This is a genomic window from Synechococcus sp. RS9909, assembly GCF_014279595.1.
In the GTDB taxonomy this organism is placed as follows: domain Bacteria; phylum Cyanobacteriota; class Cyanobacteriia; order PCC-6307; family Cyanobiaceae; genus Synechococcus_C.
Genome location: NZ_CP047943.1, coordinates 33,644 through 59,776 on the forward strand (window position 1 = coordinate 33,644; position 26,133 = coordinate 59,776).

Genomic DNA, 26,133 nt, shown 5'->3' on the forward strand with positions numbered 1-26,133 from the left:
CAGCCGTATGATCCCCTGAACCGTTCAGCGGGAATGATCTCCAGCAACGACTTTCGCACCGGCACCACGATCGAGCTCGACGGTGCCGTCTGGCGCGTTGTCGAATTCCTGCATGTGAAGCCGGGCAAGGGGTCTGCCTTCGTGCGCACGAAGCTGAAGGCGGTGCAGAGCGGCAGCGTTGTGGAGAAAACCTTCCGGGCCGGGGAGATGCTCCCCCAGGCCATGCTCGAAAAGTCCACGCTTCAGCACACCTACATGGAGGGTGAGGATTACGTCTTCATGGACATGTCGTCCTATGAGGAGACCCGTCTCACCGCGCAGCAGATCGGCGACAGCCGCAAATACCTCAAGGAGGGAATGGAGGTGAATGTGGTCTCCTGGAACGGCAAACCCCTGGAGGTGGAGCTGCCCAACTCCGTGGTGCTGGAGATCACTCAGACCGATCCGGGTGTGAAAGGCGACACGGCCACCGGAGGCACCAAGCCCGCCATCCTTGAGACCGGTGCCCAGGTGATGGTGCCCCTGTTCCTGTCCATCGGCGAGAAGATCAAGGTGGACACGCGCAACGACACCTATCTCGGCCGCGAGAACGGATGACCATGCAGCTTGATCACGACCAGCTCCATCGCCTGCTCACGGCGCTTGGTGAGAGCGACATCCAGGAATTCCGTCTGGAAGGGGATGATTTCCGCCTTGAGGTGCGTCGCAACTTGCCCTCGGCCGTGGTGCCTGTTGCCGCTGCCGCATCGGTGCATCCCTCCGTGGCTGCTGCCGCTCCCGAGACCGCCGCAGCAACTCCGGCCACGCCACCGCCGGCGGTGGCGGCAACCCGTTCCGACCTGCAGGACGTGACCGCGCCGATGGTCGGCACCTTCTATCGCGCGCCTGCTCCCGGAGAGGATCCGTTCGTCGAGGTGGGCACGCGTATCGGTGTCGGTCAGACCGTGTGCATTCTCGAGGCGATGAAGCTGATGAATGAGCTCGAGTCGGAGGTCTCCGGTGAGGTGGTGGAGATTTTGGTGGATAACGGCACGCCGGTGGAATTCGGTCAGGTGCTGATGCGGGTCAAGCCCGGCTGAGACAGATCCCAGGCGGCGCGCAGTGCCGCCACCATGCTGTCGCTGCGAGCGATTCCACGGCCAGCGATGTCAAAGCCGGTGCCGTGATCGGGTGAGGTGCGCAGAAACGGCAGGCCGAGGGTGGTGTTCACCGCCTGGTCAAACGCCAGCAGTTTCACCGGGATCAGCCCTTGATCGTGATACAGCGCCAGAATTCCGTCCGGACTGTGGCGCTCCGGTCCCTGGATCCAGGCTCGAGCAGCGGGAAGCCAGCAGGTGTCCGGTGGCAGCGGTCCCTCCAGCTGAATCTCCGGGTGCTCTGACGCCCATTGGTGCAACAGGGGGATCAGCCAATCCCGCTCCTCCTTCCCCAGGTTGCCTTGTTCGCCGGCATGGGGGTTGAGGCCAGCCACCAGCAGGCGGGGTGTGGGATTGAAGCGTCGGCAGAACTCCGCCAGGTGGTTGAGCTTCTCCAGCAGCAGGTCCGGCGTGAGCGCCTGGGGAACGGCTGCCAGGGGAATGTGCGTGGTGGCCAGCAGGGTGTTGAGGCGCCAGCCGGTCAGGGGCGAGAGCGCGGTGAACAGCATGGCGGCGCGATCGGTGCCGCACAGTTCCGCCAGCCGTTCCGTCTGGCCTGGGTAGTGATGGCCAGCGGCGTGCCAGGCATGTTTGGCGATCGGTGCGGTCACGAGGGCGCGACCTTGACCGGCCAGCACCGCCCTGACCGCGTCAGTCAGCCATTCGAAACTGCACGCACCGGTGAGGGCCGACGCCTCCCCAGGTCGGATCGGGGCTGGAACGGGTCGATCGAGAACCTGCAGCCGCTCCGGGTCGGCCAGGCGGGTGATGCCGCGCGCGTGCAGATCGCGGTGGACCGCTTCCAGGCTGCGGCGACAGCCCACCAGCACCGGGGTCAATTCGCGGGGGAGCTCCTCGGAAGCCAGAGCTTTCAGGGTCACCTCCATGCCGATGCCCGCAGGATCGCCAAGGGCAATCAGCAGGGTCTGACTAGCGTCGGTGCACTCAATCGACATGGCGATGCTGCGCTGGTTGCTTCTGGGGCTGTTGTTGTATGGGCTCGGGACGGCTCTGCGTCATGGTTGGCTGGAGGTGCAGTGGCATCGTCTGTTGCATGACGCCGGTCTCACCTTCGTTGATCCGGATGAACCGATCGAGCTCCACGAGCTGCCTCTGTTCAAGCCGACGCCTTGAAGCCCTCCGCCTCCCAGCAGTCGAGCAGACCGCTGCGGTAGGTGGGATGCAGCAAGGTATAGCCAAGCTCCTCGCAGAGCAGAGTGTTGCTGACGCGCCGGTTTTCGGCCCAGAAGGAGCGGGCCATGGCACTCATTGTCTGGCTTGCGTCGCTGTAGGGACGCGGTTGGGGCAGGGTGATGCCGAGCAGCTCGGCCGCATAACCCTGGATCTGCGCCGAGGCCGCCGGTTCGTCGTCGCTGATGTTCACGACGGGCGGCCGCCTGCCCTGGGCTGCCTGCTGGATCAGGTGCCAGCAGGCTCCGGCGATGTCATCCACATGCACACGGGAAAACACCTGGCCGGGCTTGTCGATCGGTTGGAGATCACCGCGAAGAATGGCCTGAAACGGTGATCGCCCAGGACCGTAGATGCCTGGAAGCCGCAGGATCTGCACCGGCCCATCGAGGCTTTGCCAGGCCTCTTCGCAGGCCAGACGGCGTTGGCTGCGCTCCTGCATCGGCGTGGCTGGATCGGATTCGTGCACCCAGGCCCCCTGACGGTCGCCGTAGACGCCGGTGGTGGAGAGATAGCCCAGCCACTGCAGGGGCAAGCGTTGCAGGGTTTCGCCCAGGCAGCGGATCACGGGATCCTGGCCATCCCGTTCGGGAGGGATCGTGCTGAGCACATGGGTCACCCCCTGGAGCTGCTCCGGGTCGGGCAGCTGGTTCAGCTGGCTGTCGAAGCGCAGGGTGCTGGGGTCGCTGCGGTCAGCGGGCAGTCGCACGCTGGTGAGCACGCGCGTTCCGAGCTGCCGGGCCAGGGCAGCGAAGTGGCTCCCACTGAAGCCCGCACCCAGCACCAGCAGAGTCGGCTCAGCGGGCAGGGGCCGGCACCGGTTGACAAGATCCGAAAGCATCAGTACAAGTGTATTAGTTGCTGATCATCCGTGGCGAATTCCTGCCTCAGCCTCGTTGCGCCTCCCCCCATCATCGCTCCGCCGCGGCGCCAGCCGTTTGCCTCGCTTCGCCTCGGTGTTGTGACGGCCGCCTGTGTAACCGGGGCGTTGCTGCTGGCGCCGGAACAACCCCAGCAGCAGGCGGCGATCTGTGAGCGGCGTCAACCGGCGGCGGCTTGTCGGGTCTGGTGAGGCGTGGCTCTGACGCCTTGCCCATCAGGCCGGTTGGAGTTGCCAGCTGCCGCTCTGGAGGTCATCGTCGGCATCGCGGTTGTCCAGATCGGCAACCTGTGCGGTGTCGAGATCCGGCTGGGCCCACTGCAACAGGCGGAGTGCCAGACGTAGGTCCCCATCCATCCAGGCCCGGATCGCCATCGCGCGTCGCGGGTCGTAAAAACGCTGCCGGCGATACCAGTCGAACGCATCCGCGTCGGATTTGTGTCCGTTGCAGGAGAGGCAAGCGGGAACACAATTTTCGGTGACGCTCAGACCACCACGGCTGCGGGGCAGCACATGATCAATCGATTCGGATGGTTTGCCGCAATAAATGCAACTTTTTCCGGTGTAAGTGTGGAGCGATTGACGCCATCGTCGGACACGTAACTTCGGGCAGAGATCTTCAAGGAAAACCGCATCCCTGTTGTGCATCCGAGTGCCTCGGTTGGGCGCAGTGTGCCGCCTCCAGGCCCGACGTCAATGTGTCGAAGACTGCATTTCCGCCCTTTGGTTGCTGTGAGCCAGCTGCCATTCATGGCCCACTCATAGTTGACTGGTGCCTTTCGCCAGGCGGGCTACATTCATAGCTTCCGGTTGATTGATCACGGCTTCATCGGGGCTGCGCTGTTATCTCGGTTTGTCTCCCACCGGCCTCGTGCGGGTGATGCATCCCTACGACGCCGTGACTTACGCGCAGGTGCGACGCATTCGGCCGAGGGGTATCTGGCGCGGTGCCGCCCAGGGTTGGGACTTTCCCCTCGCCGCAGCTCAGAGCCTGCAGGAGCAGCTGGGCTCTCGTTTTCCCGTGCGCGATGACCTGGCGCGCTGGCTGCAGTGGCATCGCCATCCCCTGCCGCCGCTGCCGCCGCACCGCCAGCTTGTGGCGCTGGCTGATCTGGAGGTGCCCTTGCGGGATGGCCGGCTGCCCCTGCCCCATCAGCGCTCCGGGGCGCGTTGGTTGCTGGCCCGGCGTGGTGCCGTGCTCGCGGATGAGATGGGCCTGGGCAAAACGCTCACCGCTCTGCTGGCAGCACGGGCCATGCTGCGCGCCCAGCCCCTTGCTTTGCAGGTGATCGCTCCGGTGGGTTTGCACGATCACTGGCGCCGGGAGGCCAGCGGTCTGAATCTGGACCCCAGTCTGCTCAGCTGGGCCAATCTGCCGCAGGAGCTGCCGGAGGCGGGCACCCTGTTGCTGGTCGACGAAGCGCATTTCGGTCAGTCCATGGCTGCGCAGCGCACCCAGGCCCTGCTGCGCCTTGCTCGCCACCCCCGCTTGCGGGCGATCTGGCTGCTCACCGGTACGCCGATGAAGAATGGGCGTCCGGATCAGCTCTTTCCTCTGCTGGCTGCGATCGACCATCCGATCGCTCGCGATCAGCGTCGTTTTGAAGAGCGCTATTGCCACGGTCACTGGAGTGAGCGGAGTGGTCAACGCCGTTGGCAGTCGGGTGGAGCCAGCCATCTGGAGGAATTACGCCGTCTCACCCGCCCCCTGGTGTTGCATCGACGCAAACAGCAGCTGCTGGGTCTTGCTCCCAAGCAACGGCGCCTGCACCCCCTCGTGCTGTCGGAGCCGGAAGCTCGCGGCATGGACCATCGCGTCGATCAGGTGATCGACGACTACCGCCGGCGGGTGCGAGCCGGTCTGGTGCGCTCCGATGCGGAAGCCTTTGCCCTGCTCACGGCCCTGCGACAGATCGCTGCCGAATTCAAGCTGCCGGCAGCCGAGCAGCTCATTCGCGACTGTTGTGCCGAATCTGGCACCGTGGTGCTGTTCAGCACGTTTGTGGAGCCGCTGCATCTGCTGCAGCAACGGCTGGGCGGTGCCGTGCTCAGCGGTCGTCTTCGGCCGAGCGAGCGCCAGGCGGTGGTGGATCGCTTCCAGGCCGGTGGCATCGACCTGTTGCTCAGCACCTACGGCACCGGAGGCCTGGGATTCACCCTGCACCGAGCCCGGCACATCATTTTGCTGGAGCGCCCCTGGACCCCTGGTGCGGTGGATCAGGCGGAAGACCGCTGCCATCGCATCGGCATGGAGGGAGAGCTGATCAGCCATTGGCTGCAGCTCGGTGTGGCCGATCAGTTGGTGGATGGATTGGTGGCCAGCAAAGCGAAGCAGATTGAGGTGCTGCTGGGCCCGCGCCGGCTGTCGTTGCAGCGTCAACCCTTGCCAGCGTTGCTGACGCGTTGCCTGCAGGACGCCTGACGCACCTTCAGCTCATGGCGGACCATCGGATCCACCGTTGAGCCCTTGCTGTTCATCAGCGCCATGGCCCGATCCACATCCCTGCAGGCCTGGTCGATGCGGCCCAGCAGGATGTAGAGCAGGGAGCGATCGGTGAGCGGTGCCGGATCGGTGCGATGGGCCCGCACCACCGCATTGCAGCGTTGCAAGGCCTGGTCCAGCTGGCTCAGGTCAAGCTCCTCAAGGCAGGCCTGGCTGTTGAGTTCCGATGGTTCGGGTCGGGCGGTGGAGTCGGAGCGCCCGGCGCTGCCCAGACCTGCGATCAGAAGGCCGGCCATCAACAGGCCGGCCAGCAGGCGCCTGGGATCAGTAGCTGTAGCGCTGTTCACCGTAGGAAGAAGAGGAGTTGGATCCGTAGCTGGAGGTTTTGGGCTGGTTTTCAGGCAGTTGACCGGAGCCGCTGGAGGCCCCGAACAGATCGCCGAGGTAGCGGCCGCAATCGGGATAGTTGCCGGGTGAATTGACCACCGCTTCCGTGATCATCACTGAGGCATGCTCCGGCGACGTTTTGAACAGACTGTTGCCTTGCCGTTTGATCACGGCATAGGAGGCCTCCCAGCTGACGCTGTGGCTGTTGCCGTTGCTGCGCATGAAGCAGTAGATCTGCGCGCCTTTGGCAGCGGTCGGATCCGTGCTGGCCTGATTCGCCTGGGCACGGATCCCCACCAGCCCTGCGCCGGTCAGTCCGGCCAGGGAGAGGGCAACAGCAAGACGGTGACGGATCCTGACCATGGCTGGACGTTGAGGACGATCTGCGCCAACGTATCGATTCACCTGTTTCTGTCCAGGTCTGCTTCAGGACTCGCCGATCCCGAGGGGGGTGAGCAGTTTCACCACCAACGGCAGCACCAACAGCACGGTGATCAGACGCACGGCATGGAGCGCGGCCACGGCGGCTCCGACCCCGAATTCAGCGCCCACCAAACTCATGCCGCTGATGCCGCCGGGAGCGGCGCCGAGCAGGGCGACCACGGGATCAACCCCGAGCAGGCGACTGGTCCAGAGTCCCACCACGAGGCCGGTCATCACCAGGGTGAGCGTGATCAGCACCGCGGGCCGCCAGAGCTGTTGCAGCTGATGCAGGGCGTCCCGGGTCAGGCCTGTGCCGATCACCGTGCCGATGCCGATCTCCAGGGCTGTGCGCGTGCCGTGAGGCCATTCGGCCACTGGCAGGCGTCCGCTCATGCTGACCAGTCCGGCGCCGAGCAGAGCACCGGCGAGGGGAGCGGCGGGAATGCCGGTGCGCAGGGCCAGCAGGCCCAGGGTTGCTCCAGCCAGCAGATACACCAGAGGCGTTGCCGGAACAGGCATGGAAGGGATTCCGATCAGGAAGCCTTCCAGTCTGATCTGCCATGTGTTGTCATCGGCTCAGTCCTTCCGGCTCGCCGCGGCCATGACCCAATCCGTGTCCTTTCGCATCACCCGCACCGCTGAGGATGTGGCCCAGACCCTCAACGCCCTCTCGCAACGGTTGGTGAAACTGGAGCAGCGGCTTGAGAGCCTGGAGCTTCAGCTGCGCCAGCAGCAGCAGGCCGGCACGATGGCCGCCGAAGAGCTTGAGCGCCTCGATGGTGTGGATTTGATCCTGCAGGAGTGTCAGGACCTGCTGCGCGAGTCTGAAGCGATCACGGAACCATCCAGTCGTGATCAGGACATGGCGCTGGAGAGCCTGGCCGCCTGAGGCTGAGTGGCTCTGGAACACCAGCACATCCTGGCCTGAGGTGTCAAAATAAAAAGAAAGCCAACCATGGCACACACCAATTCCCTCTCTTGTGCTCCGGGTGCTTCCCTCCGCCCGGCCCGGATTGCTTCTCCCTCCTGCGCCCGCCGAGGTTTTGTGGAGGGGGGCCACCAGTTGGAGAAACTGGAATTTGCTCTGGCTGTGGCGATGAGCCGTGGCGATGATGACCGCTCCGCCCAGCTGCGTGAGCAGATTGACGCCCTCGGTGGCAATGTTGAAGAACCGGGAACCTGACGCCCTCGGCAGCAGTATCGATGCAGCAGGTCCAACACCTGACTGTTTTTTATGCTGAGTAGAGATAAGATTGAAACAGATTGATTGTTTGCATTGACCTCCACATTGCTGAAGTCCACGCCAGCGCGTTCGCTGTCTGTGGCTGGGGCGGATCAGCGACAGTCGCATCTCAACCAGGCACAGACACTGTTTGCTGAAGCACGTGCCCATGCCGATGCCGGGCGGATTGATGCTTCGGCTGCATGCATTCTCAAAGCCCTGGATCAGGAGCGGCGTGCCAGTAGCGTCGGTCCACAGGTGCTGCAACTGATCAAGCCGAGATCGTAATCACGGTTGATCGCCGTCAGCCAAATCTCATTGATCAAGTAAGCGGGTGACCGGACTCGAACCGGCGACGTTCAGCTTGGGAAGCTGACATTCTACCACTGAATTACACCCGCATGAGCGGCAGTGTATGTCACTGCCGCGGCGTTTTCGATTGCGTTCAGCCTTGCAGCGCTTCCGCTGCCGCGGCAACGCCGGCCCCCATGCTGCCCTTGTGTAGACCCAGCGCATGGAGTGTGGCCTCGATCGCCGACACGGCGGTGAGCACATCGCGATCACAGACGAAGCCGAGGTGGCCGATCCGGAACACCTGGCCCTTGAGATGGTCCTGGCCACCGGCCAGGAGGATGTCGAAGCGATCTTTCACGGCCTTGCGCAATTGCTCGGCGTCGAGGCCTTCGGGGGCCACGGCCGTGATCGCCGGGCTGCCATGACCTTCCGCGGCGTAAAGGCGCAGGCCGATCGCTTTCATGCCGGCCTGGGCGGCGGCCCGGTGGCGGGCATGACGGGCGAAGATCGCCTCCAGGCCTTCAGCCTGCATCATCTCCAGGGCCGCTTCCAGGGCGAAATAGAGGTTGACCGCCGGTGTGAATGGGTTGCTGTGTTTCGCCGCCGTTTTCCGATACGGACCCAGATCGAGATAGAACTTGGGCAGATCGGAGCGCTCGTAGGCCTGCCAGGCCCGCTCGCTCATGGCCACAAAGCTCAACCCCGGCGGCATCATGTAGCCCTTCTGGGAGCCAGAGGCCACCACATCCAGGCCCCAGGCATCCATCGGCACGTTGCTGGCCCCCAGGCTGGTGACACAGTCGGCGATGGTGAGTGCCGTGCCGTGGGCTTTCACGTGGGCGCTGATGGCTTCCAGGTCGTTGATCACCCCGGTGGACGTTTCCGAATGGGTGAGGATCACAGCGCGGATCTCTTTCTGCGTGTCTGCTTCCAGGGCTTTGCGGAAGGCCTCCGGATCGAGGGGCTGCCCCCACTCGGCCTTGATCACCTCCACGTTGAGCCCGTAGGCGCGGGCCACTTTCACCCAGCGTTCCCCGAACTTGCCGTTGTCACCACAGAGCACCCGATCACCGCGGCTGAGGGTGTTGATGATTCCCGCTTCCATCGCTGCGGTGCCGCTGCCCGTGATCACGAGCACATCGCCGCTGGTCTGATGCAACCAACGCAACTGTTCAGTGGTGCGTTGCACCACGGCCTGGAACTCACCGCTGCGGTGTCCGATCGGATGCCGGCCCATCGCCTTGAGCACCGTCTCGGGCACCGGGGTCGGCCCGGGGATCATCAGGGTGAGCTTGTCCTGCACGGGCCTCGGATCGGGAATCAGTCATTGTAAAAAATGACCACAGGCCGCCTGTTGCAACGCGAACACCCATGCCCGAGGCCCCCTGCACGGATCCGTCTGGCCTGACCCTGCCGGTGTGGGTGGCGGCAGCGGCGCGGGCGGCTCTCCAGTGCCTGCTGGGGATGCCGGTCGACGAGAGGCAGGTGTTGACACTGCCCGATCGCAGCGAGCCCCTGCACGTGCCGGTGCAGTCGGTCGCTCCCTTCGCCCAGGGTGAGCAGGCTCTGGCGATCAGCCGGTGTGATCCCGGCCCGGGGCTTGACCTGACCCGGGGGCTGGAGATCTGGGTGCGGCTCTGCTGGCGGCAGCCGGCGCCGATCGAAGCGGAGGGCGACGACTGGCTGGAGCTGGTGGCCGGGGAAGGGGTGGGGCGGATGGAGGCCAATCAGCGGCTCTGCATTTCTTCCTTCGCCCGCCAGTTGTTGCAACGGAATCTGCGGCCGTTGTTGCCTCCGGGCCGCGCCCTCAGGCTCGAGGTGATCCTGCCGGCCGGCCGGGCGCTGGCGGAGCGCACCAGCAATGCCGCCTTCGGGGTGGTGGATGGACTGGCCCTGATCGGGACCCAGGCCGAGGTGCAGGCCAGCGCCTCGCCCGACCAGCTCCAGGCGACGCTCGAGCAGCTGACGCAACTCACCCGGGCTGCCGCTTTTGAGGGCGGCCTGGTGGTGGTGATCGGTGAAAACGGCCTCGATCTCGCCCGCAGCAGCGGTCTGGCGGAACGGGTGCCCGTGCTCAAGGTGGGCAACTGGATCGGTCCGGTGTTGGTGGCGGCGGCGGAAGCGGACGTTCAGGAGCTGTTACTGCTGGGCTATCACGGCAAATTGATCAAACTGGCCGGTGGGATCTTCCACACCCATCACCACCTGGCCGATGGCCGCCTTGAGGTGTTGGTGGCCCTGGCGGTGCGTGAGGGCTGGGCCACGGAACGCCTGCAGCCCCTGCTCCAGCTGCCATCGCTGGAGGCGGCTCTCCTGGCCTTGTCGGAGTGCGACCCTGAGGCGGCAGGCGCTTTGTGGCAGGCGATCGCGGCCGCTGTGGAGCAGCGCAGCCGCACCTACCTGGAGCGTTACGGTCGTTGGCCGCTCCGCATCGGCGCCGCCCTTTTCGATCGTTCCCGTTGCCTGCGCTGGGCCGGGCCTGAGGGCCTGCGCCTGCTGAACCGCTGGGGTGGTGGCGTGCAGAGCCCGATCTGAGCCCTTCATTACGCTGAAGATCACGACGGTCGTCCTGATTCGACCCACCTGCCGAGATGTCCTCAATCCAGTCCGATGGCCAGCGCAAGCCGGCCATCGTCATTCTTGATTTCGGTTCCCAATACTCCGAGCTGATCGCCCGGCGCGTGCGTGAAACCGAGGTGTATTCGGTGGTGTTGGGCTACAGCACCTCCGCCGAAGAGCTTCGCGAGCTGGCGCCGAAGGGAATCATTCTCAGTGGTGGCCCCAGTTCGGTGTATGCAGAGGGGGCTCCCCTTTGTGATCCGGCACTCTGGAGCCTGGGGATCCCGGTGCTCGGCGTCTGCTACGGCATGCAGCTGATGGTGCAGCAGCTAGGGGGGCGCGTGGAGGCGGCCACCGGCAAGGCGGAATACGGCAAGGCTCCTCTGGTGGTGGATGACCCCACCGACCTGCTCACGAATGTGGATGACGGCTCGACGATGTGGATGAGCCACGGCGATTCCGTTGAGGCGTTGCCGCCAGGATTCGTGGGCCTCGCCCACACGGCCAACACGCCGATGGCGGCCGTGGCCGACCATCAACGCCAGCTTTACGGCGTGCAGTTTCACCCCGAGGTGGTGCATTCCACCTGCGGGATGGCCCTGATCCGCAATTTTGTGTATCACATCTGCGGTTGTGATCCCGACTGGACCACGGCGGCCTTCATTGACGAGGCGGTGCGGCTGGTGCGGGAGCAGGTGGGTGAGAAGCGGGTGCTGCTGGCCCTGTCGGGTGGTGTGGATTCCTCCACGTTGGCCTTTCTGCTCAAGAAGGCCATCGGCGATCAACTCACCTGCATGTTCATCGATCAGGGATTCATGCGGAAGGGGGAGCCTGAGTTCCTCATGGATTTCTTCGATCGCAAGTTCAACATTCATGTGGAGTACATCCACGCGCGTAAGCGCTTCCTCGACAAACTCGCCGGCATCACCGATCCCGAAGAGAAGCGCAAGATCATCGGCACGGAGTTCATCCGGGTGTTCGAGGAGGAGAGCAAGCGCCTCGGCCCCTTCGATTACCTCGCCCAGGGCACCCTGTATCCGGATGTGATCGAGAGTGCCGGCACCAACATTGATCCCAAGACCGGCGAACGGGTGGCCGTGAAGATCAAGAGCCACCACAACGTGGGCGGCTTGCCGAAGGATCTGCAGTTCAAGTTGGTGGAGCCGCTGCGCAAGCTGTTCAAAGATGAGGTGCGCAAGGTGGGCCGCAGCCTCGGTCTGCCCGAGGAGATCGTGCGCCGCCATCCCTTCCCCGGACCGGGCCTGGCCATCCGCATCCTCGGTGAGGTCACCGATGAGAAGCTCGACTGCCTGCGCGATGCCGATCTGATCGTGCGCGAGGAGATCAAGGAGGCTGGCTTGTATCACGAGATCTGGCAGGCCTTTGCCGTCTTGCTGCCCGTCCGCTCCGTGGGTGTGATGGGCGACAAGCGCACCTATGCCTGGCCGATCGTGTTGCGCTGCGTGTCGAGCGAAGACGGCATGACCGCGGATTGGTCGCGCCTGCCACCGGAGTTGCTGGAGCGGATCTCCAACCGGATCGTCAATGAGGTGAAGGGGGTGAACCGGGTGGTGCTCGACATCACCAGCAAGCCACCGGGCACGATCGAGTGGGAGTAGGGGGCGATTGGGGGCTGGTGATCCAGGCCCATCGTCGATACCCTGAGCGCCCGGCCCGAATGTGTTGTGACCGCTGCCGCCCAACAGCAGGACCAGCAGCTGCAGCGGCGTCTGCAGCAGGACAGCATTCAGCTGGCCGGCAAGACGATCTATATCAATCCGTTTCTTTACTGGCGCCGCTTCGACAGCAACACCGATCGCTGGTTGCGGGAACCCGGCCAGCTGGGTGAAGAGCAGATCAGCTCCAACCGTCGTCGCTTTTATCCTGAACTGGCCTGGGATCTGCTCGATGAAGACGCCGTTCGCATCAAGGACGGTGCTGTGGAGATGTTTCTCAAGAGCCTGGAGCTGATCAGCACCTTCCACCCCGAGCTCACCTCCGGCCAGCTCCTGGAGGTGGAGCGCAAGATGGCGGTCACCAAGAAGCGCTCATTTGAGCGCTGGGTGGAGAAGTCGTATCGCCGGCGCTTCAAGCAGGAGGTGCGGGAGCGGCGCCGTTTCGCCCGCGACCGTTTCCTGCGGGGCTGGCGGGAGTGGTTGGCGCTTGACACCACCCATCAGGCGATCGCTCCCCTGCTGGCCTTGATCGTGCTGGCGGCGGTGGGGGGGTGGACCCTCGGGGCCTCCCAGTCGCCTTGCCCCACGTTGATGCTGCCCGCAGAGCAGACTGGAGAGCGCTGATCGCCACCGGGCCATGGCCGACTCCCGACCCTTCGACGCCATGCGGCTGGCCCTGATGCAGGACGTGTTGCCGGTGGGGCTGGCCTTGCTGGACCGGGCGCGGCGTGGTGGTCCCGGCCGGGTGGTGGAGAGCTTCACGACCTCGCCTGAGCCGTTCAGTGATCTGCGCTCGGAGGGGGAGCCGGCGGCGCGTGAGGTGCGTGAGCGCCTCGATCAGGTGAGCCCTGGCCTGGGCAATCCGGTGATGGAGGTGGCTGTGGAGGTGGAGGACATGGTCGAGGAGATGATCGAGGAGAAGGGTGAGCAGGAGTTGCCCGTGTCTGCGGAGGATGAACGGCTGGCCCTGCAGGCGGCCCTGACCCGGATCGAGCAACGCCTTGTGCAGCTGCGGCAGCAGCTTGCATCCTGAGGGCATGGTCTGAACCCGCCATGACACGCACCATCAGCAGCCGGGATGGCCATCGCCACAGCGGCATGGGTCAGCAGCCTCTGGTGCTGTTGGGGCTGGTGCTGGTGTTCTGCGGCGCCATGCTGACGCGACTCACCTGGTTGCAGGTGCTTGAGGGTGCCCATTACAAGCAGCTGGCCGACGAGAATCGCATCCGCTTGGTGCCCCGTTCCCCGATTCGGGGCCGTCTGCTCGATCGCCATGGCAAGGTGCTGGCGTCGAGCAAGCTCACCTATTCGCTGTATCTCGAACCGCGTCTGGTGGATGACACCAGCTGGCCGGACCTGCGTGATCGCCTCGCCAGGCTGCTCAACCTCTCCGCCCAGGATCTCGACGCCCGCCGCGGTCGCGGTATCGATCGTGATGGCTATCGGATCACCCTGGCCACCGACCTGAAACCCGAGCAGGTGCTGCGTTTCCGGGAACAGGCCCTCGGGCTCAAGGGTGCCCAGGTGGATATGGACATCCTCCGCTACTACCCCCACGGATCACTGGCCTCTCACGCCCTCGGTTACACCCAGCCGATCACGGAAGAGGAATACGAGCAGCTGGCTGAGAAGGGCTACAAAATTCGTGACCGCATCGGCCGCACCGGTGTGGAGGCTGCATACGAAAGCCAGCTCCGTGGCCAGTGGGGTGGGCAGATGCTCGAGGTCAATGCGATGGGCGAGGTGCAGCGCAACCTTGGCGATCGGCCGTCGGTGGCGGGCAAAGACCTCACCCTCACCCTCGATCTCGATCTGCAGAAGGTGGCGGAACAGGCGTTGGCGGATAAACCCGGCGGCGCGATCGTGGCCATGGATCCCCGCACCGGTGCGGTGCTTGCTCTGGCGAGCAAGCCGAATTTCGACCCCAATTTCTTCTCGAAACTGGTCACCACCCAGAAGGAATACGACGCCCTGTTCTCCAATCCGGTCAAGCCGCTGTTGAGCCGGGCGATGAATCCCTATGACCCCGGCAGCACCTGGAAAGTCGTGACGGCGATGGCCGGCATGGAATCGGGCAAATTTCCGGCCGACACCAAGCTCAACACCACGGCCTGCATCACCTATGGCGGCCACTGCTTTCCGGATCACAACGGTGCCGGTTTCGGTCGGATCGGCTATGCCGATGCCCTGCGCTTTTCCAGCAACACATTCTTTTATCAGGTGGGTGTGGGCTCCGGCTCCAGGGCGCTGAAGAAGGCCGCCACCCAACTTGGTTTTGGCAGAAAGAGTGGCATCGAGATCGGCTGGGAGGAGAGTGTGGGCCTGGTGGGCGATGAAGACTGGGCTGCGGCCGGTCGTGGCTGGGCTCAGCCGGGCACCACCCCCTGGATTCCGGAAGACATGGCCAGCGCCTCCATCGGTCAGTCGGTGGTGCAGGTCACGCCGCTGCAGCTGGCGCGCGCCTATTCCGTGTTTGCCAATGGCGGTTGGTTGGTGACGCCCCATCTCGCCGATCAGGGACTCGACTGGACCGCTCCCTCCCGGCGCACCAAAGTGGCCATGAAACCTTCCACCCTCGCCAAGATCCGGGAGGGCCTGCGCAAGGTGGTTTCCGATGGCACCGGCTATGGCCTCAATGGACCGGGGATTCCCCCGGCGGGTGGGAAAACCGGCACGGCGGAAGACAGCACCGGTGGGCCTGACCATGCCTGGTTCGCCACCTATGCCCCTTACCCTGAAGGCGAGATCGTGATCGTGGCGTTCGCCCAGAACACCCCCGGCGGCGGCTCGGTGCATGCTCTGCCGATGGCCAAGAAGGTGATGGAGGTGTGGAACCGCAAGCGGGCGAAGTAAGGATCAGGCGACCTGGGCCAGCTCCGGCTTCAGCACGTTGCGGTAGTAGGTGCGCAGCTGTTCCGTGGCCCCGGCCCAACCCCAGCGCTCCGCTTCCGTCCGGGCCGCCCGGCGCAGGGCCTGCCGTTCGAGATCGTTGCCCAGCAGTCGTTGCGTGGCCTGGATCAGGCTTGCGGCGCCTCCATCGGCCCCATCCGGCTCGTAGAGGCAGCCGTTGAGGCCATCGCTGATGATGTCGGGGATGCCACCGCGGTTGGCGCCCACCACCGGACACCCCGCAGCCATCGCCTCCAGCAGCACCAGCCCGAGGGTTTCAGTGCTGGAGGGGAAGAGGAAGGCATCGCCGCTGGCGTAGGCACTGGCCAGCTCTTCGCCAGCGAGATAACCCACGAAGGTGGTGGCGGTGCCTTCGAAATGGCGCTCGAGTTGCTGGCGGTGCGGTCCGTCCCCCACCAGGGCGAGGCGAGTATCGGGCAGGGCTTCCAGCACCGGACGGATCCGCTCGATCTGTTTTTCGGCAGACAACCGGCCCACATAGAGCAGCAGGGCGCAGCGGTCGTCGTGTGCGCCCAGCAGCCGCTGACGCATGGCGTCGCTGCGCAGCTCGGGTCGGAACAGCTCGGTGTCGACGCCTCGCTGCCAGAGGGCGGTGTGCTGGATGCCCTTCTCGCTCAGCTCCTTCACCATGGCGGTGGAGGTGCAGAGGTTCAGTTCCGCCTGGTTGTGGGCCGCCTTCAGCAACTCCCAGAGCAGGGGCTCGAGCATGCCCATGCCGTAATGCTCCAGGTATTTCGGCAGATGGGTGTGATAGCTGGCGATCAGGGGGATCGCCTTGTTTTTGGCCAGCCAGATGCCGCCGAGGCCAAGAACCGCCGGATTCACCACGTGCACCAGATCCGGCTGGAAGGCGTCGATCGCTTCCGACACAGCGGGCCGCGGCAGGGCGAGCTTGAGCTCCGGATAGAGCGGCAGCGGCATGGCCGGCACACCGATCACGCCTGCGCCCATGTACTCGCTCGGAGCGCCTTCCGGGCAGAACACCAGCACCTCATCGCCGGCCTCCACCAGGTGTTTCACCGTCTTGGTGAGACGGGTGACGATCCCATCCACCTTCGGCAGAAAGGTTTCAGTGAAAAAAGCGATCTTCACGGAGTGGCGGTGCAGGCAGGGAATGCGGAATCAGGCTTTGGCCCGGATCGCTTCGGCTTGTTGGTTGGTCCAGGCTGACACGCAGGGGATCCGCTTTCGATCGCAACGGTCGGCGTAGCGCGTGGCGATCTCCACCACTTCCTTGAGCAGGCCGTCATCAAGGGTGGTGGGGTTGAGCCCAAGCTCGATGAAGCAGCGGTTGTCCACGATCAGATCGTTCTCCACCGCTTCGTTGCGCGGGTTGGGCAGGTTGTTGATGGCGGCGCCGGTGAGGGCGGCCACCTTCTTGGCCAGTTCGCCCACCTGATGGCTCTCGGTCATCTGGTTGAAGATCTTCACCCGCTCCCCCTTCTGTGGCGGGTTCTCCAGGGCGAGCTGCACGCACTTCACCGAATCACGGATGTGGATGAAGGCGCGGGTCTGACCGCCGGTGCCGTGCACCGTGAGCGGATAGCCGATCGCCGCCTGCATCAGGAAGCGGTTGAGCACCGTGCCGTAGTCACCGTCGTAATCGAAGCGGTTGGTGAGGCGCGGGTCGCGGTCGGTGGCGTCGGTGTTGGTGCCCCAGACGATGCCTTGGTGCAGATCGGTGATGCGCACCAGATCGTTTTTGTTGTAGTAGAGGAAGAGCAGCTGATCCAGCGTCTTGGTCATGTGATAAACGCTGCCCGGGCTGGCCGGGTGGAGGATCTCCTCCTCGAAGCGGGAGCCATCCGGCTGGGGCACCTCCACCTTCAGGTAGCCCTCAGGGATCGTGGCGCCGCGGTGGGAGCCGTAGCCATACACGCCCATGGTGCCCAGGTGCACCACGTGGATGTCGAGGCCGCTCTCGACGATGGCGGCCAGCAGGTTGTGGGTGCCGTTGACGTTGTTGTCCACGGTGTAGCGCTTGGTGGCGCTGCTCTTCATCGAATAGGGCGCAGCGCGCTGTTCGGCGAAGTGCACCACCGAGTCCGGGCGCTCCTCCAGGAGCAGATCGAGCAGGCGTTGGTACTCATGGGCAATGTCCATGTGCATGAAGCGCATCGGCTTGCCACCGATGTCCTCCCAGGCCTGCAGCCGCTCGCCGATGCTGGTGATCGGGGTGAGGGATTCCACCTCCAGATCGATGTCGATCTTGCGACGGCTGAGATTGTCGACGATCAGCACCTCGTGGCCCTGATCTGCCAGGTTCACAGCACACGGCCAGCCGCAGAAGCCGTCACCGCCGAGAACGAGAACTTTCACCCCAAACTCCTGCCGAAGCGTGCAAGCCGCTGATCTGGGGCAAGCTACTACAGGCTTTTCAGCTGATTGCCGCGGAGATGGCCATCAGGCTCAGCACCAGCACGGTCCCGCCGAGAATCAGCAGCCGGGAGCCGTTGCTGCGGCTGGCGGAAGCGTCCATCACCTCCATCCGGGGCTCTTTGGCGAAGGCGTTGAGACGGCCGCCGTCTTCCTGAGTGACCTGCATGGCCTTGCACTGCATCTGCGCAGACCTTATGGAGGCCGTTCAGCTGTGGCTTGCTTCTGCCATGCAGCTTCACGGCCGGTGATCCTTCGTTACGTCACCCGGCCGCTGCTGGGGGAGCTGGCGGAGGCCTCCTGACGCAGGGGCAGGCGACCGGCGCGATGGGCGAGGCGGCCGGCCCGCACGGCGTCAGCCATCGCTTCCGCCATCGAAGCTGGATCGCCCGCCAGGGCGATGGCGCTGTTCACCAGCACCGCGTCCGCGCCCATCTCCAGCGCCTGGGCGGCCTCACTCGGCACCCCGATGCCCGCATCCACCACCACCGGCACGCCGGCGTTTTCGATGATCAGGGCGATGTTGGCGGCATTGCGCAGCCCCTGACCGGATCCGATCGGCGAGCCCAGGGGCATCACCGTGGCGCAGCCCACCTCCTCCAGGCGTTTGGCGAGCAGTGGATCGGCGTTGATGTAGGGGAGCACGGTGAAGCCCTCGTTCACCAGCTGTTCCGCCGCTTCAAGGGTGCCGAAGGGATCGGGGAGCAGATGGCGGCTGTCGGGGATCACCTCCAGCTTCACGAAGGTGTTGTCCTCCTGGCCGGCCAGCTTGGCCAGCTCCCGGCCGAGGCGCGCGACCCGAACCGCTTCCTCAGCGGTGGCGCATCCGGCGGTGTTGGGCAGCATCCAGATCCTGGTCCAGTCGATCGCCTCCATCAAGCCGGCATGGCCGGCGGCCACAGCCTGCACGCGGCGCACGGCCACGGTCACCATCTCGCAGCGCGAGCGCTGGAGGCTGGCCTGCATCGTGCTGAGGTCGGGGTATTTGCCTGTGCCGGTGAAGAGCCGACTGCTGAAGCAACGGCCGCCGATGTGCAAAGGATCGTCTGCGGCGGACGGGCTTGCGGGGCTGGAGGTGAGATCCATGGCGCGTGCGGCGGATTGGTGTGAGAACCGGATCAGGCGGTGCTCCCGTCGTTCGGGATGGCACTACCGTGCGCCCATCATCCATTTCCATCCATGCCTGTTCCAGTCGCCGTGGATCTGCCGGTTCAGTCTCCGGTGGTGTTCGAGGCTGCCCTGCCGTTGGATTCCTCCCAACTGGCGGAGCCGATGGTGCTGGAGGGAACGGTCGACACCTTTGATCCGGTGGCACGGGCCGCATCGCTCGCCGCCTCGATGCCGCGTCAGTGGTGCGGCTCCTACCGCTCCTTCACCGGCGGCGCGGTGCAGCCCGTGGAGGTGACGCTCGCCAGCGTGCAGCCCATGGGGCAGATGGTGGTGCTGCGCGGCGACATGCGCATCGGCGAGACCAGCACGCCGGTGCAGGGCAATCTGAATGCCAAGTCGGATCAACTCGACCTGTTGCCCCTGGCGGATCCGCTCACCGCGGGGCTCGAGCCCGGTGGTTCCTTCCTAGGCCTGCAGGGTGCCACCCTCTCCGGCTGGGTTGCACCCCGGATGACCTCCCTCGGTGGTCGCCTCAATCTCGCTGCCGAGTGTGCGAACTCAGAAGCCCTTCCGATCCGCGGCCTCTGGTGAGGTGGTGCTGCGGGCAGCACTGCGGCGCAGTTGCTGCTCGACACGCTTCAGGCGGCGGGACGCGGTGGCGTTGGCCGGCTCCAGCTTCAGCGACTGGCGGTACAGCTCGGCGGCTTCGTCGAGGTCGAGAAGACGTTCCCTGGCGAAGGCCAGATTGTTGAGGGCCACGGGATAGTCGGGCTTCGCCTGCAGCGCCGCTTTGTAATGCTTCACTGCCCCCTCGAAATCCTTCTGGGCGGCGAGAGCGAAACCGAGCGCATTTTCCACGAGGGCCCGTGCTTCTTCCGGCTCTCCGGCCAGACGTTTCAGAGCCTGCCGCAGGGTGGTGATGGCCTGGGGATAGAGGCGTTTGCGCAGTTGCACCGACGCCAGTTCATAGAGCTGGCCAGCGTCGCGGGAACCAGCGGCACCCTCCTGTTCAAGGCGAATGAGGGAGAGCTCGTCGCGACGCACACGCAACAATTGCCGACCCACCAGCACGGCCACGATCGACAACAGGCCGATCAGACCGAGCAGGTAAGTCTGGGGAACGAGGATGTCCATGAACGCTGACTCCTCGGTTCAGTTTGACCTCAGGCCTTGGCGGTGGTGACCACGGTGGTGAAGGTGCCGGGATCGACCATGGCGAGCTGGGCGAGCATTTTGCGGTTGATCCGCACGTCGGCTTTCTTGAGGCCACCGATCAGGCGGCTGTAGCTCATGCCATTGAGGCGAGCGGCGGCATTGATCCGAGCAATCCAGAGACGGCGGAAATCACGCTTGCGACGACGACGGTCGCGGTAGGCGTTGCAGAGGGCCTTCATCACCCGCTGATTCGCGGTGCGGAAGAGGGTGCCATTGCTGCCGCGGAAACCGCGGGCGAGGCGAAGGATCTTGTTGCGGCGCTTGCGGGCGACATTGCCTCTTTTGACGCGAGCCATGGATGTGGAGAAAGCTGGTTAAAGGACGATCTGAACGCGGTTCCGTGTCTGTTCGCTCGAGGAACAGGCCTGGGATTCAGGCGTAGGGCATCATCAGGGCCACACGCTCTTCATCGGTGCGGTCCACCACAGCCTTGGTGGCGAGGTGGCGCTTCAGCTTTGGGCTCTTGTGATCGAGCAGGTGATTGCGGAAGGCGCGACGACGCAGGAACTTGCCAGTGGCCGTTGCTTTGAACCGCTTGGCGGCAGCTTTGCGGGTCTTGAGCTTGGGCATGTCTCTGGCAGCGCGTGGCACAAACAACAACAATACGCCTTCGACTGCCACCCTTGGATGACCCGCTGGCCCGCCGTAGTGATGCAGGGATGGATTGCGCCCGCCCTGGTGGCGGTCACGGCCCTCAGCGGCGGGTGCCGGGCCCAGGATCTCGCTGGGCCACCCGCCGCTGAGGAGATCACCTTGCCGCGGCCCACCCACCGGCAGGTGCCCAGGCCACCGGCGGCGACGGCCCAGGCCCTCTGGGTGGCGCTGGCGGACCATCTCGGTCAAGCCGCAGGGGGTGATCAGGCGGCCGCTCTACTGACCCTGCGCAGTGCCGGGGCGGCACCGCTGCGGTTGGTGGCGCCCGGCGGGGGCTCCGAGCCCCTGGCGTCGGGGGCCAGCCTTCGTTTCAGCTGGCGGGCGGTGCCGCTGGCCAAGCCGGTGGAGCTGGCGCGGCAGGTGGCCGGGCCTTTCGCCAGCTTTGAATCCGCCGATCGGGTGGCGCAGCGCTGGCGCGCGCAGGGGGTGGACGCCCTGGTGGCCCATCCCAAGGATTGGCAGGTCTGGGCGCCTGAGTCGGCGTCGCCGCTGCCGGACGTGCTCACCCGGCTCTGGACCGCCACGGTGCAGGCCACGGTGCAGCCGGTGCTGGAGGGGCCCAAGGGTGGTCGCACCCTGCAGGGCCCGCTGTTGATCGAGGCGCCGGATGGTTTGCGCTGGAAGGGGGGGGTGATGCGAGGGCCGTTCCGGCTCCAGGCCGATGCCTATGGCAGCTGGACCCTGCTGGAGCAGGTGCCGTTGGAGCGCTACCTGGAGGGTGTGGTGCCCCATGAGATCGGTGCCGGCTCACCGGCTGCAGCTCTGCAGGCCCAGGCCGTGCTCGCCCGCACCTGGGCCCTGGCGAACAGCCACCGCTTCGCGGTGGATGGCTACCACCTCTGCAGCGACACCCAGTGCCAGGTGTACAGCGATCCGCGGCAGGCCGGACCGGCCGTGCGCCAGGCGATTCAGGCCACCGCCGGCCAGGTGCTGCAGTGGCAGGGATCGCCGATCAGTGCGGTGTATCACGCCTCCAACGGCGGCGTGATGGCTGGGGCGACGGAAGCCTGGGCGATGGACCCGGCGCCCTATCTGCGTGGCCAGGCCGATGGCGATCAGAACTGGAGCGGTGCGGTGGTGTTGCCGCTGCAGAACGATGCGGCGGTGCAGGCCTTGCTGAACAGGCGGCAGGGGGCTTACGGCGCCGGCCATCCCCGCTTCCGCTGGTCGCGCACCTACAGCGCCAGCCAGTTGCAGGCAGCCCTGGCCACCCAGGCGCCGCGCTTGGGCGTGGTGCAGGCGGTGTCGGTGCTGGAACGGGGCCCGAGTGGCCGGGTGCTGGCGCTGCAGATCAAGGGCGATGGCCCGGGGGCTCCCCAGGTGTTGCGCCTCGATGGGATCCGTCGCACGCTGCAGCGCTTGCCCAGCACCTTGTTTGTGGTGAAGCCTGCCGGCGCCGGGCTCTGGCGCTTCCAGGGCGGTGGCTTCGGCCATGGGGCGGGTCTGTCCCAGGCGGGAGCGATCGATCTGGCCCAGCGCGGCCAGACCGTGGACCAGATTCTTCGTCACTACTACCCCGGCACAACCCTGGTTCCCGTATCCGCCCTCAGGCAGGCCCCTTAGAGTCCGGGCATTCCGGGGTGGTGGATGGCCGTGGCCGCAGTGATTGGCGATCACCGACGCGGCAAAACGGCCCTGTTTCTGGCGGCGTGCGGCTGTGCGGGGGCTGCTCCCCACTGGCTGGATCCGATGCGCAGCCTTCTGCCGGCGCTCACGCTGGCCCTGGTGCTGGGCGGTTATGGCTTGCGCACGGTGCTGCGCGCCCGTCGCCCTGCTGGCAGCGCCGATGCGGCGTCTGCGGCGGCGAGCGAGGTTTTGGATGCCTGGCCCAGCGTGGATGTGGTGGTGGGCGCCCGCGATGAGGAAGCGGTGGTGGCCCGACTGGTGGAGCGGCTTGCGGCTCTGCGTTACCCGACTGAGAAGCTGACGTTCTGGGTGGTGGATGACGGCAGCCAGGACCGCACCGGGGCGATCCTCGATGCCCTCAAGGCGGAGCATCCCCAGCTGCGGGTGCTGCACCGACCACGGGGCGCTGGCGGTGGCAAGTCGGGGGCCTTGAATGCGGTGCTTCAGCAGCTCCGCGGCGACTGGTTGCTGGTGCTCGATGCCGATGCCCAGCTCCAGGAGGACGTGCTCGAGCGATTGCTCCCCTATGCGGTGCAGGGGGGATGGGCGGCGGTGCAACTGCGCAAGGCGGTGGTGAATGCGGGCCAGAGCCTGCTCACCCGGGTGCAGGCGATGGAGATGGCCCTGGATGCCTTGATCCAGCAGGGGCGACTGCTCGGCGGTGGTGTGATGGAGCTGCGCGGTAACGGTCAGCTGTTGCGGCGCCCCAACCTTGAGGCTTGCGGCGGTTTCAACGAGCACACGGTCACCGATGACCTCGATCTGAGTTTTCGCCTGCTCACGGAGGGATCCCGGATCGGTTTGCTCTGGGATCCGCCGGTGCAGGAGGAGGCGGTGGAATCGGTTCCGGCTCTCTGGAAGCAACGACAGCGCTGGGCGGAGGGTGGCCTGCAGCGTTTCTTTGATTACTGGCCGCAGCTGCTCTCCAATCGGTTGAGCCCGAGCCAGCGGCGCGATCTCGCCTGTTTCTTCCTGCTGCAGTACGCCCTGCCGGTGGTGTCGTTTGCCGATGTCGTCACCAGTGCTGCCACCCGCACGGTGCCGGTGTATTGGCCGCTTTCGATCGTGGCCTTCAGCGTGTCGGGCCTGGCCTACTGGCGCGGTTGCCGGCGACCGAGCGAGGGTCCGGAGCTGCCCCAACCCGACCTGCTGTCGCTGCTGATGGCCATTGCCTACTTAGGCCACTGGTTTGTGGTGATCCCCTGGGTGAGCGTGCGCATGGCGGTGTTCCCCAAACGGCTGGTGTGGGCGAAAACCAGCCACCGCGGCGAGGCGACGGCGGACGTGTGAGCCTGGTCTCCGAGGCCCATCGACGCCACTGGCAGCAGCGGCGACGCCAAGAGGCGGAACGCATTGCAGTGCGGCGTGAAAAGGCGGAGCGCAAAGCCGAAGCAGCGGCAGCGCTTCTGAAGCAGCATTGGCCTCAGATTCAGGCTGTCTGGTTGTTCGGCTCGGTGCTGGAGCCTGGATTTGGCCTCAGATCAGATATTGATCTCTGCATTGAGGGTTTGCCCTCTGATGCTTTGTTTGCAGCAATGCATCAAGTGGATCAACTCCAACGGGATGTGGTGGATCCTGAATCGCTGATCCCTGTGGATCTGGTGCGACTGGAAGCCTTGCCAGAGCATTGGCAGAAGCGAATTCGAGAGCGTGCCCGATTGTTGCTTCCATGACCCAGCTTCCGTTTGATCGTGAGCTGCACGATCTCAGAGTGGACCTTAAGGTTGAGCGTTTGAAGTTGGCTTCGCTTGCGGAGAGCTTGGCGGATCTTCTCGCTGACTGGGAATTGGCCTCGGCTGCACAGGAGCGCTGTGATTCAGCGGCTCTGCGTTTGCAGAGTTTCTATACCGGGATTGAACGCTGCTTTGTGCAAATTGTGCGAGTTTTGAATGGTGGACCTCCCGACGGGGCCGACTGGCATCGGCGCTTGTTGGAGCGTATGGCTGTTGCCACCGAGAGTCGCCCTTCGTTGCTGACGGCATCCACGCTGAAGGATCTTGCTGAATTAATGCGTTTTCGGCACGTGGTACGTCATCTTTACTCCTATGAGCTTGAGAGAGGTCAAGTGCTGCGTCTGCTTCAGAAAGCGATCCAGCTTTGGCCCGATCTGATGCAAGAGCTGCAAATCTTCGAAGCTTGGCTTCAGGACGTTGCGCGTTAAATCAATTTTTGATGTTTTCTTGCGTGCTCGACAGGTGCGGGGGGGGATCAGATTCAGCGGAGGGATTTAGCCCGGGGTCTCCAAATCCACATCGAGAACATCGCCGTTGAAGAAGTCAGCAAAGCGCTTCACTTTCTCGTCCATCGGTGAGCTTGGAGGCCGAGAGTCTGGCGGTTGCTGTTGGGTGTGTTGGGCTTGCGCGGGTCTGGGTTGATCAGGCTCTGCATTGCCTGGGCTTGGTGCTGGAGCCGCTGGCCTTGGCGGTGAAGCCGCGGCTGGTGGTGGTGCTGTTGCTGGGGTGGGCGGTGCGGCCGGTGCGGTCGGCTTGGGGTTGGGCTTGGTGGCGGCGGTGCCGCTGTGCTGCTCCAGTACCAGCTGACGCGTTCCCCCCAGAGCTCGGCTGATCGCCTGCTCCAACAGGCTGGCCCGACTTTGCACCATGCCCATCCAGTTGCCGGCCACCTGCACCACGGCCCTGTGGGCATCCAGTCGCACCAGTTGGGCCTGCTGGGAGAGCAGCATTCGCGTGGAGGGCAGCTCCAGGCTGCCGAGGATCTGCTGCCACAGCTCCGTCAGGTTGGTGGGATCGGGCGCACTGACGCTCGCCTGCTCTTCTGGTGCTTCTGGCGGGGGCTTCGTTGCTGGGGCGACAGGCTGGGTGGGGGGCAGGCTCACCGCCGCTTTCGCTGGTGCTGCAGGAGGAGCCACCGTTGGGGTGACCGCAGGGGCTGAGTGCACCCCCTGTGTTGGCTGGGCCTGGGACTCAGGTTCCGCCAGCAATCCCAGCAGCAACACCTCCAGCCATAGGCGCGGCTGCACACTGAGGCGGAGCTGTTGCTCACTGCCGCGCAGACGCGCTTGCCACTGGAGCAACCGTTGGCGGCCGATGCGTTGGGCGAGCGGCGGCAGTTGATCCCGGAGCTGGGGTGACACGCTGGTGAGTTCCGGACGCTCGGGTGCAGCCGCCATCAGCACGAGATCGCGAAGGATCGCTGCCAGCCCCTGCAGCACCGCGCCGGGATCGCGGCCTCGATCGAGCAGGCGACGGCTTCCCTCGAGCAGGGGCAGGGGTTCGCCGTTTGCCAGGGCCTCCGCCAGGCCGATCAGCTCCTGTTCCGGCACGGCTCCCAGCAGCTCCCATACCGCTTCGGCCTTGATCGGTGCCGGCAGCAGGCTCAGCTGATCGAGCAGGCTTTCGGCGTCGCGCAGCCCCCCCTGGGCCCGTTGCGCCACCACATGCAGGGCCTCAGGCTCAATGCCGATCGCTTCCTGCTCGGCGATCCAGCGCAGGTGCGCTTCCAGAGCCTCCAGCGGAATGCGGCGGAAGTCGAAGCGTTGGCAGCGGCTGAGGATCGTGGGCAGCACCCGTTGCGGGTCGGTGGTGGCCAGCACGAACACCACCCGCGGTGGGGGTTCCTCCAGCGTTTTCAGCAGTGCATTGAAGGCAGCGGTGGAGAGCATGTGGCATTCATCCACCACATACACCTTCCAGCGCGCCTGCACCGGTGCGAAGCGCGAGCGTTCGATCAGATCGCGGATGTTGTCGACGCCCGTGTTGGAGGCGGCGTCGATTTCGATCACATCGAGGGCGGTGCCGGCGCTGATCGTGGTGCACAGCTCGCAGGTCCCGCAGGGCTCAGGCGTGGGGGTGTCGCTGCTGAGGCAGTTGAGCGAGCGGGCCAGGATGCGGGCGCTGGAGGTCTTGCCGGTGCCGCGCGGGCCGCTGAACAGATAGGCCGGAGCGATCCGATCGCTGCGCAGGGCGTGGCTGAGGGTGGCGGCGATCACGTCCTGCCCCACCAGCTGGTCAAACCGCTGGGGTCGGTATTTGTGATGCAGCGGCTGATAGGCCTGACTCATGCGCTGCCAG

32 protein-coding genes and 1 tRNA gene are annotated in these 26,133 nt (G+C 65.2%); 17 read left to right on the top strand and 16 right to left on the bottom strand.

Annotated elements, in window-relative coordinates:
* Nucleotides 1-33: 33 nt before the first annotated feature.
* Both efp and accB read left to right on the top strand, forming a co-directional pair.
* Nucleotides 34-597, top strand: a complete 564-nt coding sequence (efp, locus tag SynRS9909_RS00155; RefSeq protein ID WP_007101105.1) for an elongation factor P — start codon at nt 34-36, stop codon at nt 595-597.
* Complete coding sequence (gene accB, locus SynRS9909_RS00160) at nt 594-1,079, top strand: acetyl-CoA carboxylase biotin carboxyl carrier protein (protein WP_007101104.1); 486 nt, start codon at nt 594-596, stop codon at nt 1,077-1,079. Before efp ends, accB begins: the two co-directional genes overlap by 4 nt.
* Here the strand turns inward: accB and pdxA are convergent.
* The gene (gene pdxA / locus SynRS9909_RS00165; RefSeq protein ID WP_007101103.1) at nt 1,049-2,092 is read right to left on the bottom strand and encodes a 4-hydroxythreonine-4-phosphate dehydrogenase PdxA; all 1,044 of its coding nucleotides are present in this window, start codon (nt 2,090-2,092) and stop codon (nt 1,049-1,051) included. The genes accB and pdxA overlap by 31 nt on opposite strands.
* Between pdxA and SynRS9909_RS00170 the strand changes: the two genes are divergently transcribed.
* Nucleotides 2,076-2,270: a 4-hydroxythreonine-4-phosphate dehydrogenase gene (locus tag SynRS9909_RS00170; protein ID WP_370587874.1), complete on the top strand. Its 195-nt coding sequence runs from the start codon at nt 2,076-2,078 to the stop codon at nt 2,268-2,270. The genes pdxA and SynRS9909_RS00170 overlap by 17 nt on opposite strands.
* Here SynRS9909_RS00170 and SynRS9909_RS00175 read toward each other — a convergent pair.
* A complete protein-coding gene (locus SynRS9909_RS00175; RefSeq protein WP_007101101.1) occupies nt 2,254-3,168 on the bottom strand; it encodes an SDR family oxidoreductase in 915 nt (304 codons plus the stop codon). The genes SynRS9909_RS00170 and SynRS9909_RS00175 overlap by 17 nt on opposite strands.
* Before the next feature lie 30 nt (nt 3,169-3,198).
* On the opposite strand from SynRS9909_RS00175, the gene SynRS9909_RS00180 reads away from it, so the two are divergent.
* The gene (locus SynRS9909_RS00180) at nt 3,199-3,399 is read left to right on the top strand and encodes a hypothetical protein (protein ID WP_050752465.1); all 201 of its coding nucleotides are present in this window, start codon (nt 3,199-3,201) and stop codon (nt 3,397-3,399) included.
* 24 nt (nt 3,400-3,423) lie between these two features.
* On the opposite strand, the gene SynRS9909_RS00185 is transcribed toward SynRS9909_RS00180, so the two are convergent.
* Nucleotides 3,424-3,855, bottom strand: a complete 432-nt coding sequence (locus tag SynRS9909_RS00185; protein ID WP_038000980.1) for an HNH endonuclease — start codon at nt 3,853-3,855, stop codon at nt 3,424-3,426.
* Nucleotides 3,856-4,087: 232 nt separating this feature from the next.
* Here SynRS9909_RS00185 and SynRS9909_RS00190 point away from each other — a divergent pair, with 232 nt between their 5' ends.
* Nucleotides 4,088-5,629 carry a DEAD/DEAH box helicase gene (locus SynRS9909_RS00190; RefSeq protein ID WP_186593829.1) on the top strand — a complete coding sequence of 514 codons (1,542 nt, stop codon included), beginning with the start codon at nt 4,088-4,090 and terminating at the stop codon, nt 5,627-5,629.
* On the opposite strand, the gene SynRS9909_RS00195 is transcribed toward SynRS9909_RS00190, so the two are convergent.
* From SynRS9909_RS00195 to SynRS9909_RS00205, 3 genes are all read right to left on the bottom strand, one after another.
* Nucleotides 5,584-5,946, bottom strand: a complete 363-nt coding sequence (locus SynRS9909_RS00195) for a hypothetical protein (protein ID WP_007101098.1) — start codon at nt 5,944-5,946, stop codon at nt 5,584-5,586. The genes SynRS9909_RS00190 and SynRS9909_RS00195 overlap by 46 nt on opposite strands.
* 28 nt (nt 5,947-5,974) lie before the next feature.
* Nucleotides 5,975-6,400, bottom strand: a complete 426-nt coding sequence (locus SynRS9909_RS00200) for a DUF6554 family protein (RefSeq protein WP_007101097.1) — start codon at nt 6,398-6,400, stop codon at nt 5,975-5,977.
* A gap of 63 nt (nt 6,401-6,463) precedes the next feature.
* Complete coding sequence (locus SynRS9909_RS00205) at nt 6,464-6,979, bottom strand: AbrB family transcriptional regulator (RefSeq protein WP_007101096.1); 516 nt, start codon at nt 6,977-6,979, stop codon at nt 6,464-6,466.
* An 82-nt stretch (nt 6,980-7,061) separates the two neighbouring features.
* Between SynRS9909_RS00205 and SynRS9909_RS00210 the strand changes: the two genes are divergently transcribed.
* Together SynRS9909_RS00210 and SynRS9909_RS00215 are read left to right on the top strand one after the other, a co-directional pair.
* The gene (locus tag SynRS9909_RS00210; RefSeq protein ID WP_038001762.1) at nt 7,062-7,349 is read left to right on the top strand and encodes a hypothetical protein; all 288 of its coding nucleotides are present in this window, start codon (nt 7,062-7,064) and stop codon (nt 7,347-7,349) included.
* A 66-nt stretch (nt 7,350-7,415) separates the two neighbouring features.
* A complete protein-coding gene (locus tag SynRS9909_RS00215) occupies nt 7,416-7,643 on the top strand; it encodes a hypothetical protein (RefSeq protein ID WP_038000976.1) in 228 nt (75 codons plus the stop codon).
* A gap of 368 nt (nt 7,644-8,011) precedes the next feature.
* Here SynRS9909_RS00215 and SynRS9909_RS00220 read toward each other — a convergent pair.
* Both SynRS9909_RS00220 and SynRS9909_RS00225 read right to left on the bottom strand, forming a co-directional pair.
* A tRNA-Gly gene (locus SynRS9909_RS00220) sits at nt 8,012-8,083 on the bottom strand.
* Nucleotides 8,084-8,127: 44 nt separating this feature from the next.
* Nucleotides 8,128-9,279, bottom strand: coding sequence for an alanine--glyoxylate aminotransferase family protein (locus tag SynRS9909_RS00225; RefSeq protein WP_007101092.1), 1,152 nt, complete (start codon nt 9,277-9,279; stop codon nt 8,128-8,130).
* Between the two features lie 68 nt (nt 9,280-9,347).
* On the opposite strand from SynRS9909_RS00225, the gene cbiD reads away from it, so the two are divergent.
* The 5 genes from cbiD to mrdA all read left to right on the top strand — a co-directional run bounded on the left by cbiD (nt 9,348) and on the right by mrdA (nt 15,064).
* Nucleotides 9,348-10,511 carry a cobalt-precorrin-5B (C(1))-methyltransferase CbiD gene (cbiD, locus tag SynRS9909_RS00230; RefSeq protein ID WP_007101091.1) on the top strand — a complete coding sequence of 388 codons (1,164 nt, stop codon included), beginning with the start codon at nt 9,348-9,350 and terminating at the stop codon, nt 10,509-10,511.
* Nucleotides 10,512-10,567: 56 nt separating this feature from the next.
* A complete protein-coding gene (guaA, locus tag SynRS9909_RS00235; RefSeq protein WP_007101090.1) occupies nt 10,568-12,154 on the top strand; it encodes a glutamine-hydrolyzing GMP synthase in 1,587 nt (528 codons plus the stop codon).
* A gap of 66 nt (nt 12,155-12,220) precedes the next feature.
* Entirely contained in the window at nt 12,221-12,835 is a 615-nt protein-coding gene (locus tag SynRS9909_RS00240; protein ID WP_007101089.1) for a hypothetical protein, read from the top strand.
* A 13-nt stretch (nt 12,836-12,848) separates the two neighbouring features.
* A complete protein-coding gene (locus tag SynRS9909_RS00245; RefSeq protein ID WP_007101088.1) occupies nt 12,849-13,244 on the top strand; it encodes a hypothetical protein in 396 nt (131 codons plus the stop codon).
* Nucleotides 13,245-13,264: 20 nt separating this feature from the next.
* Nucleotides 13,265-15,064 (top strand): penicillin-binding protein 2, encoded by a 1,800-nt coding sequence (gene mrdA, locus SynRS9909_RS00250; protein WP_007101087.1) that lies wholly within the window; start codon nt 13,265-13,267, stop codon nt 15,062-15,064.
* 3 nt (nt 15,065-15,067) lie between these two features.
* Here mrdA and SynRS9909_RS00255 read toward each other — a convergent pair whose 3' ends face one another.
* The 4 genes from SynRS9909_RS00255 to SynRS9909_RS00270 form a co-directional block, all read right to left on the bottom strand.
* On the bottom strand, nt 15,068-16,213 hold the full coding sequence (locus SynRS9909_RS00255; RefSeq protein WP_007101086.1) for a glycosyltransferase family 1 protein: 1,146 nt from the start codon (nt 16,211-16,213) through the stop codon (nt 15,068-15,070).
* Nucleotides 16,214-16,243: 30 nt separating this feature from the next.
* On the bottom strand, nt 16,244-17,440 hold the full coding sequence (locus SynRS9909_RS00260; protein ID WP_007101085.1) for an NAD-dependent epimerase/dehydratase family protein: 1,197 nt from the start codon (nt 17,438-17,440) through the stop codon (nt 16,244-16,246).
* A 58-nt stretch (nt 17,441-17,498) separates the two neighbouring features.
* The gene (psb34, locus tag SynRS9909_RS00265) at nt 17,499-17,666 is read right to left on the bottom strand and encodes a photosystem II assembly protein Psb34 (protein WP_038001761.1); all 168 of its coding nucleotides are present in this window, start codon (nt 17,664-17,666) and stop codon (nt 17,499-17,501) included.
* 89 nt (nt 17,667-17,755) lie between these two features.
* Complete coding sequence (locus tag SynRS9909_RS00270) at nt 17,756-18,583, bottom strand: thiazole synthase (protein WP_007101083.1); 828 nt, start codon at nt 18,581-18,583, stop codon at nt 17,756-17,758.
* A gap of 93 nt (nt 18,584-18,676) precedes the next feature.
* Here SynRS9909_RS00270 and SynRS9909_RS00275 point away from each other — a divergent pair, with 93 nt between their 5' ends.
* Nucleotides 18,677-19,198, top strand: coding sequence for a hypothetical protein (locus SynRS9909_RS00275; RefSeq protein ID WP_007101082.1), 522 nt, complete (start codon nt 18,677-18,679; stop codon nt 19,196-19,198).
* Here SynRS9909_RS00275 and SynRS9909_RS00280 read toward each other — a convergent pair.
* The 3 genes from SynRS9909_RS00280 to rpmI form a co-directional block, all read right to left on the bottom strand.
* The gene (locus SynRS9909_RS00280) at nt 19,166-19,741 is read right to left on the bottom strand and encodes a tetratricopeptide repeat protein (protein ID WP_007101081.1); all 576 of its coding nucleotides are present in this window, start codon (nt 19,739-19,741) and stop codon (nt 19,166-19,168) included. The genes SynRS9909_RS00275 and SynRS9909_RS00280 overlap by 33 nt on opposite strands.
* Nucleotides 19,742-19,770: 29 nt before the next feature.
* A complete protein-coding gene (gene rplT / locus SynRS9909_RS00285) occupies nt 19,771-20,118 on the bottom strand; it encodes a 50S ribosomal protein L20 (protein WP_007101080.1) in 348 nt (115 codons plus the stop codon).
* Nucleotides 20,119-20,194: 76 nt separating this feature from the next.
* The gene (gene rpmI / locus SynRS9909_RS00290) at nt 20,195-20,392 is read right to left on the bottom strand and encodes a 50S ribosomal protein L35 (RefSeq protein WP_038000973.1); all 198 of its coding nucleotides are present in this window, start codon (nt 20,390-20,392) and stop codon (nt 20,195-20,197) included.
* A gap of 57 nt (nt 20,393-20,449) precedes the next feature.
* Between rpmI and SynRS9909_RS00295 the strand changes: the two genes are divergently transcribed.
* From SynRS9909_RS00295 to SynRS9909_RS00310, 4 genes are read left to right on the top strand one after another with little or no spacing between them, the layout of a single operon-like run.
* Nucleotides 20,450-22,039 carry a SpoIID/LytB domain-containing protein gene (locus SynRS9909_RS00295; protein WP_116431296.1) on the top strand — a complete coding sequence of 530 codons (1,590 nt, stop codon included), beginning with the start codon at nt 20,450-20,452 and terminating at the stop codon, nt 22,037-22,039.
* A 24-nt stretch (nt 22,040-22,063) separates the two neighbouring features.
* Entirely contained in the window at nt 22,064-23,392 is a 1,329-nt protein-coding gene (locus SynRS9909_RS00300; RefSeq protein ID WP_007101077.1) for a glycosyltransferase family 2 protein, read from the top strand.
* Entirely contained in the window at nt 23,389-23,775 is a 387-nt protein-coding gene (locus SynRS9909_RS00305) for a nucleotidyltransferase family protein (protein WP_162858306.1), read from the top strand. The genes SynRS9909_RS00300 and SynRS9909_RS00305 overlap by 4 nt, the downstream gene beginning before the upstream one ends.
* Nucleotides 23,772-24,263 (top strand): hypothetical protein, encoded by a 492-nt coding sequence (locus SynRS9909_RS00310; RefSeq protein WP_007101075.1) that lies wholly within the window; start codon nt 23,772-23,774, stop codon nt 24,261-24,263. Before SynRS9909_RS00305 ends, SynRS9909_RS00310 begins: the two co-directional genes overlap by 4 nt.
* 66 nt (nt 24,264-24,329) lie before the next feature.
* Here SynRS9909_RS00310 and SynRS9909_RS00315 read toward each other — a convergent pair whose 3' ends face one another.
* On the bottom strand, nt 24,330-26,123 hold the full coding sequence (locus tag SynRS9909_RS00315) for a DNA polymerase III subunit gamma/tau (RefSeq protein ID WP_007101074.1): 1,794 nt from the start codon (nt 26,121-26,123) through the stop codon (nt 24,330-24,332).
* Between the last annotated feature and the right edge of the window lie 10 nt (nt 26,124-26,133).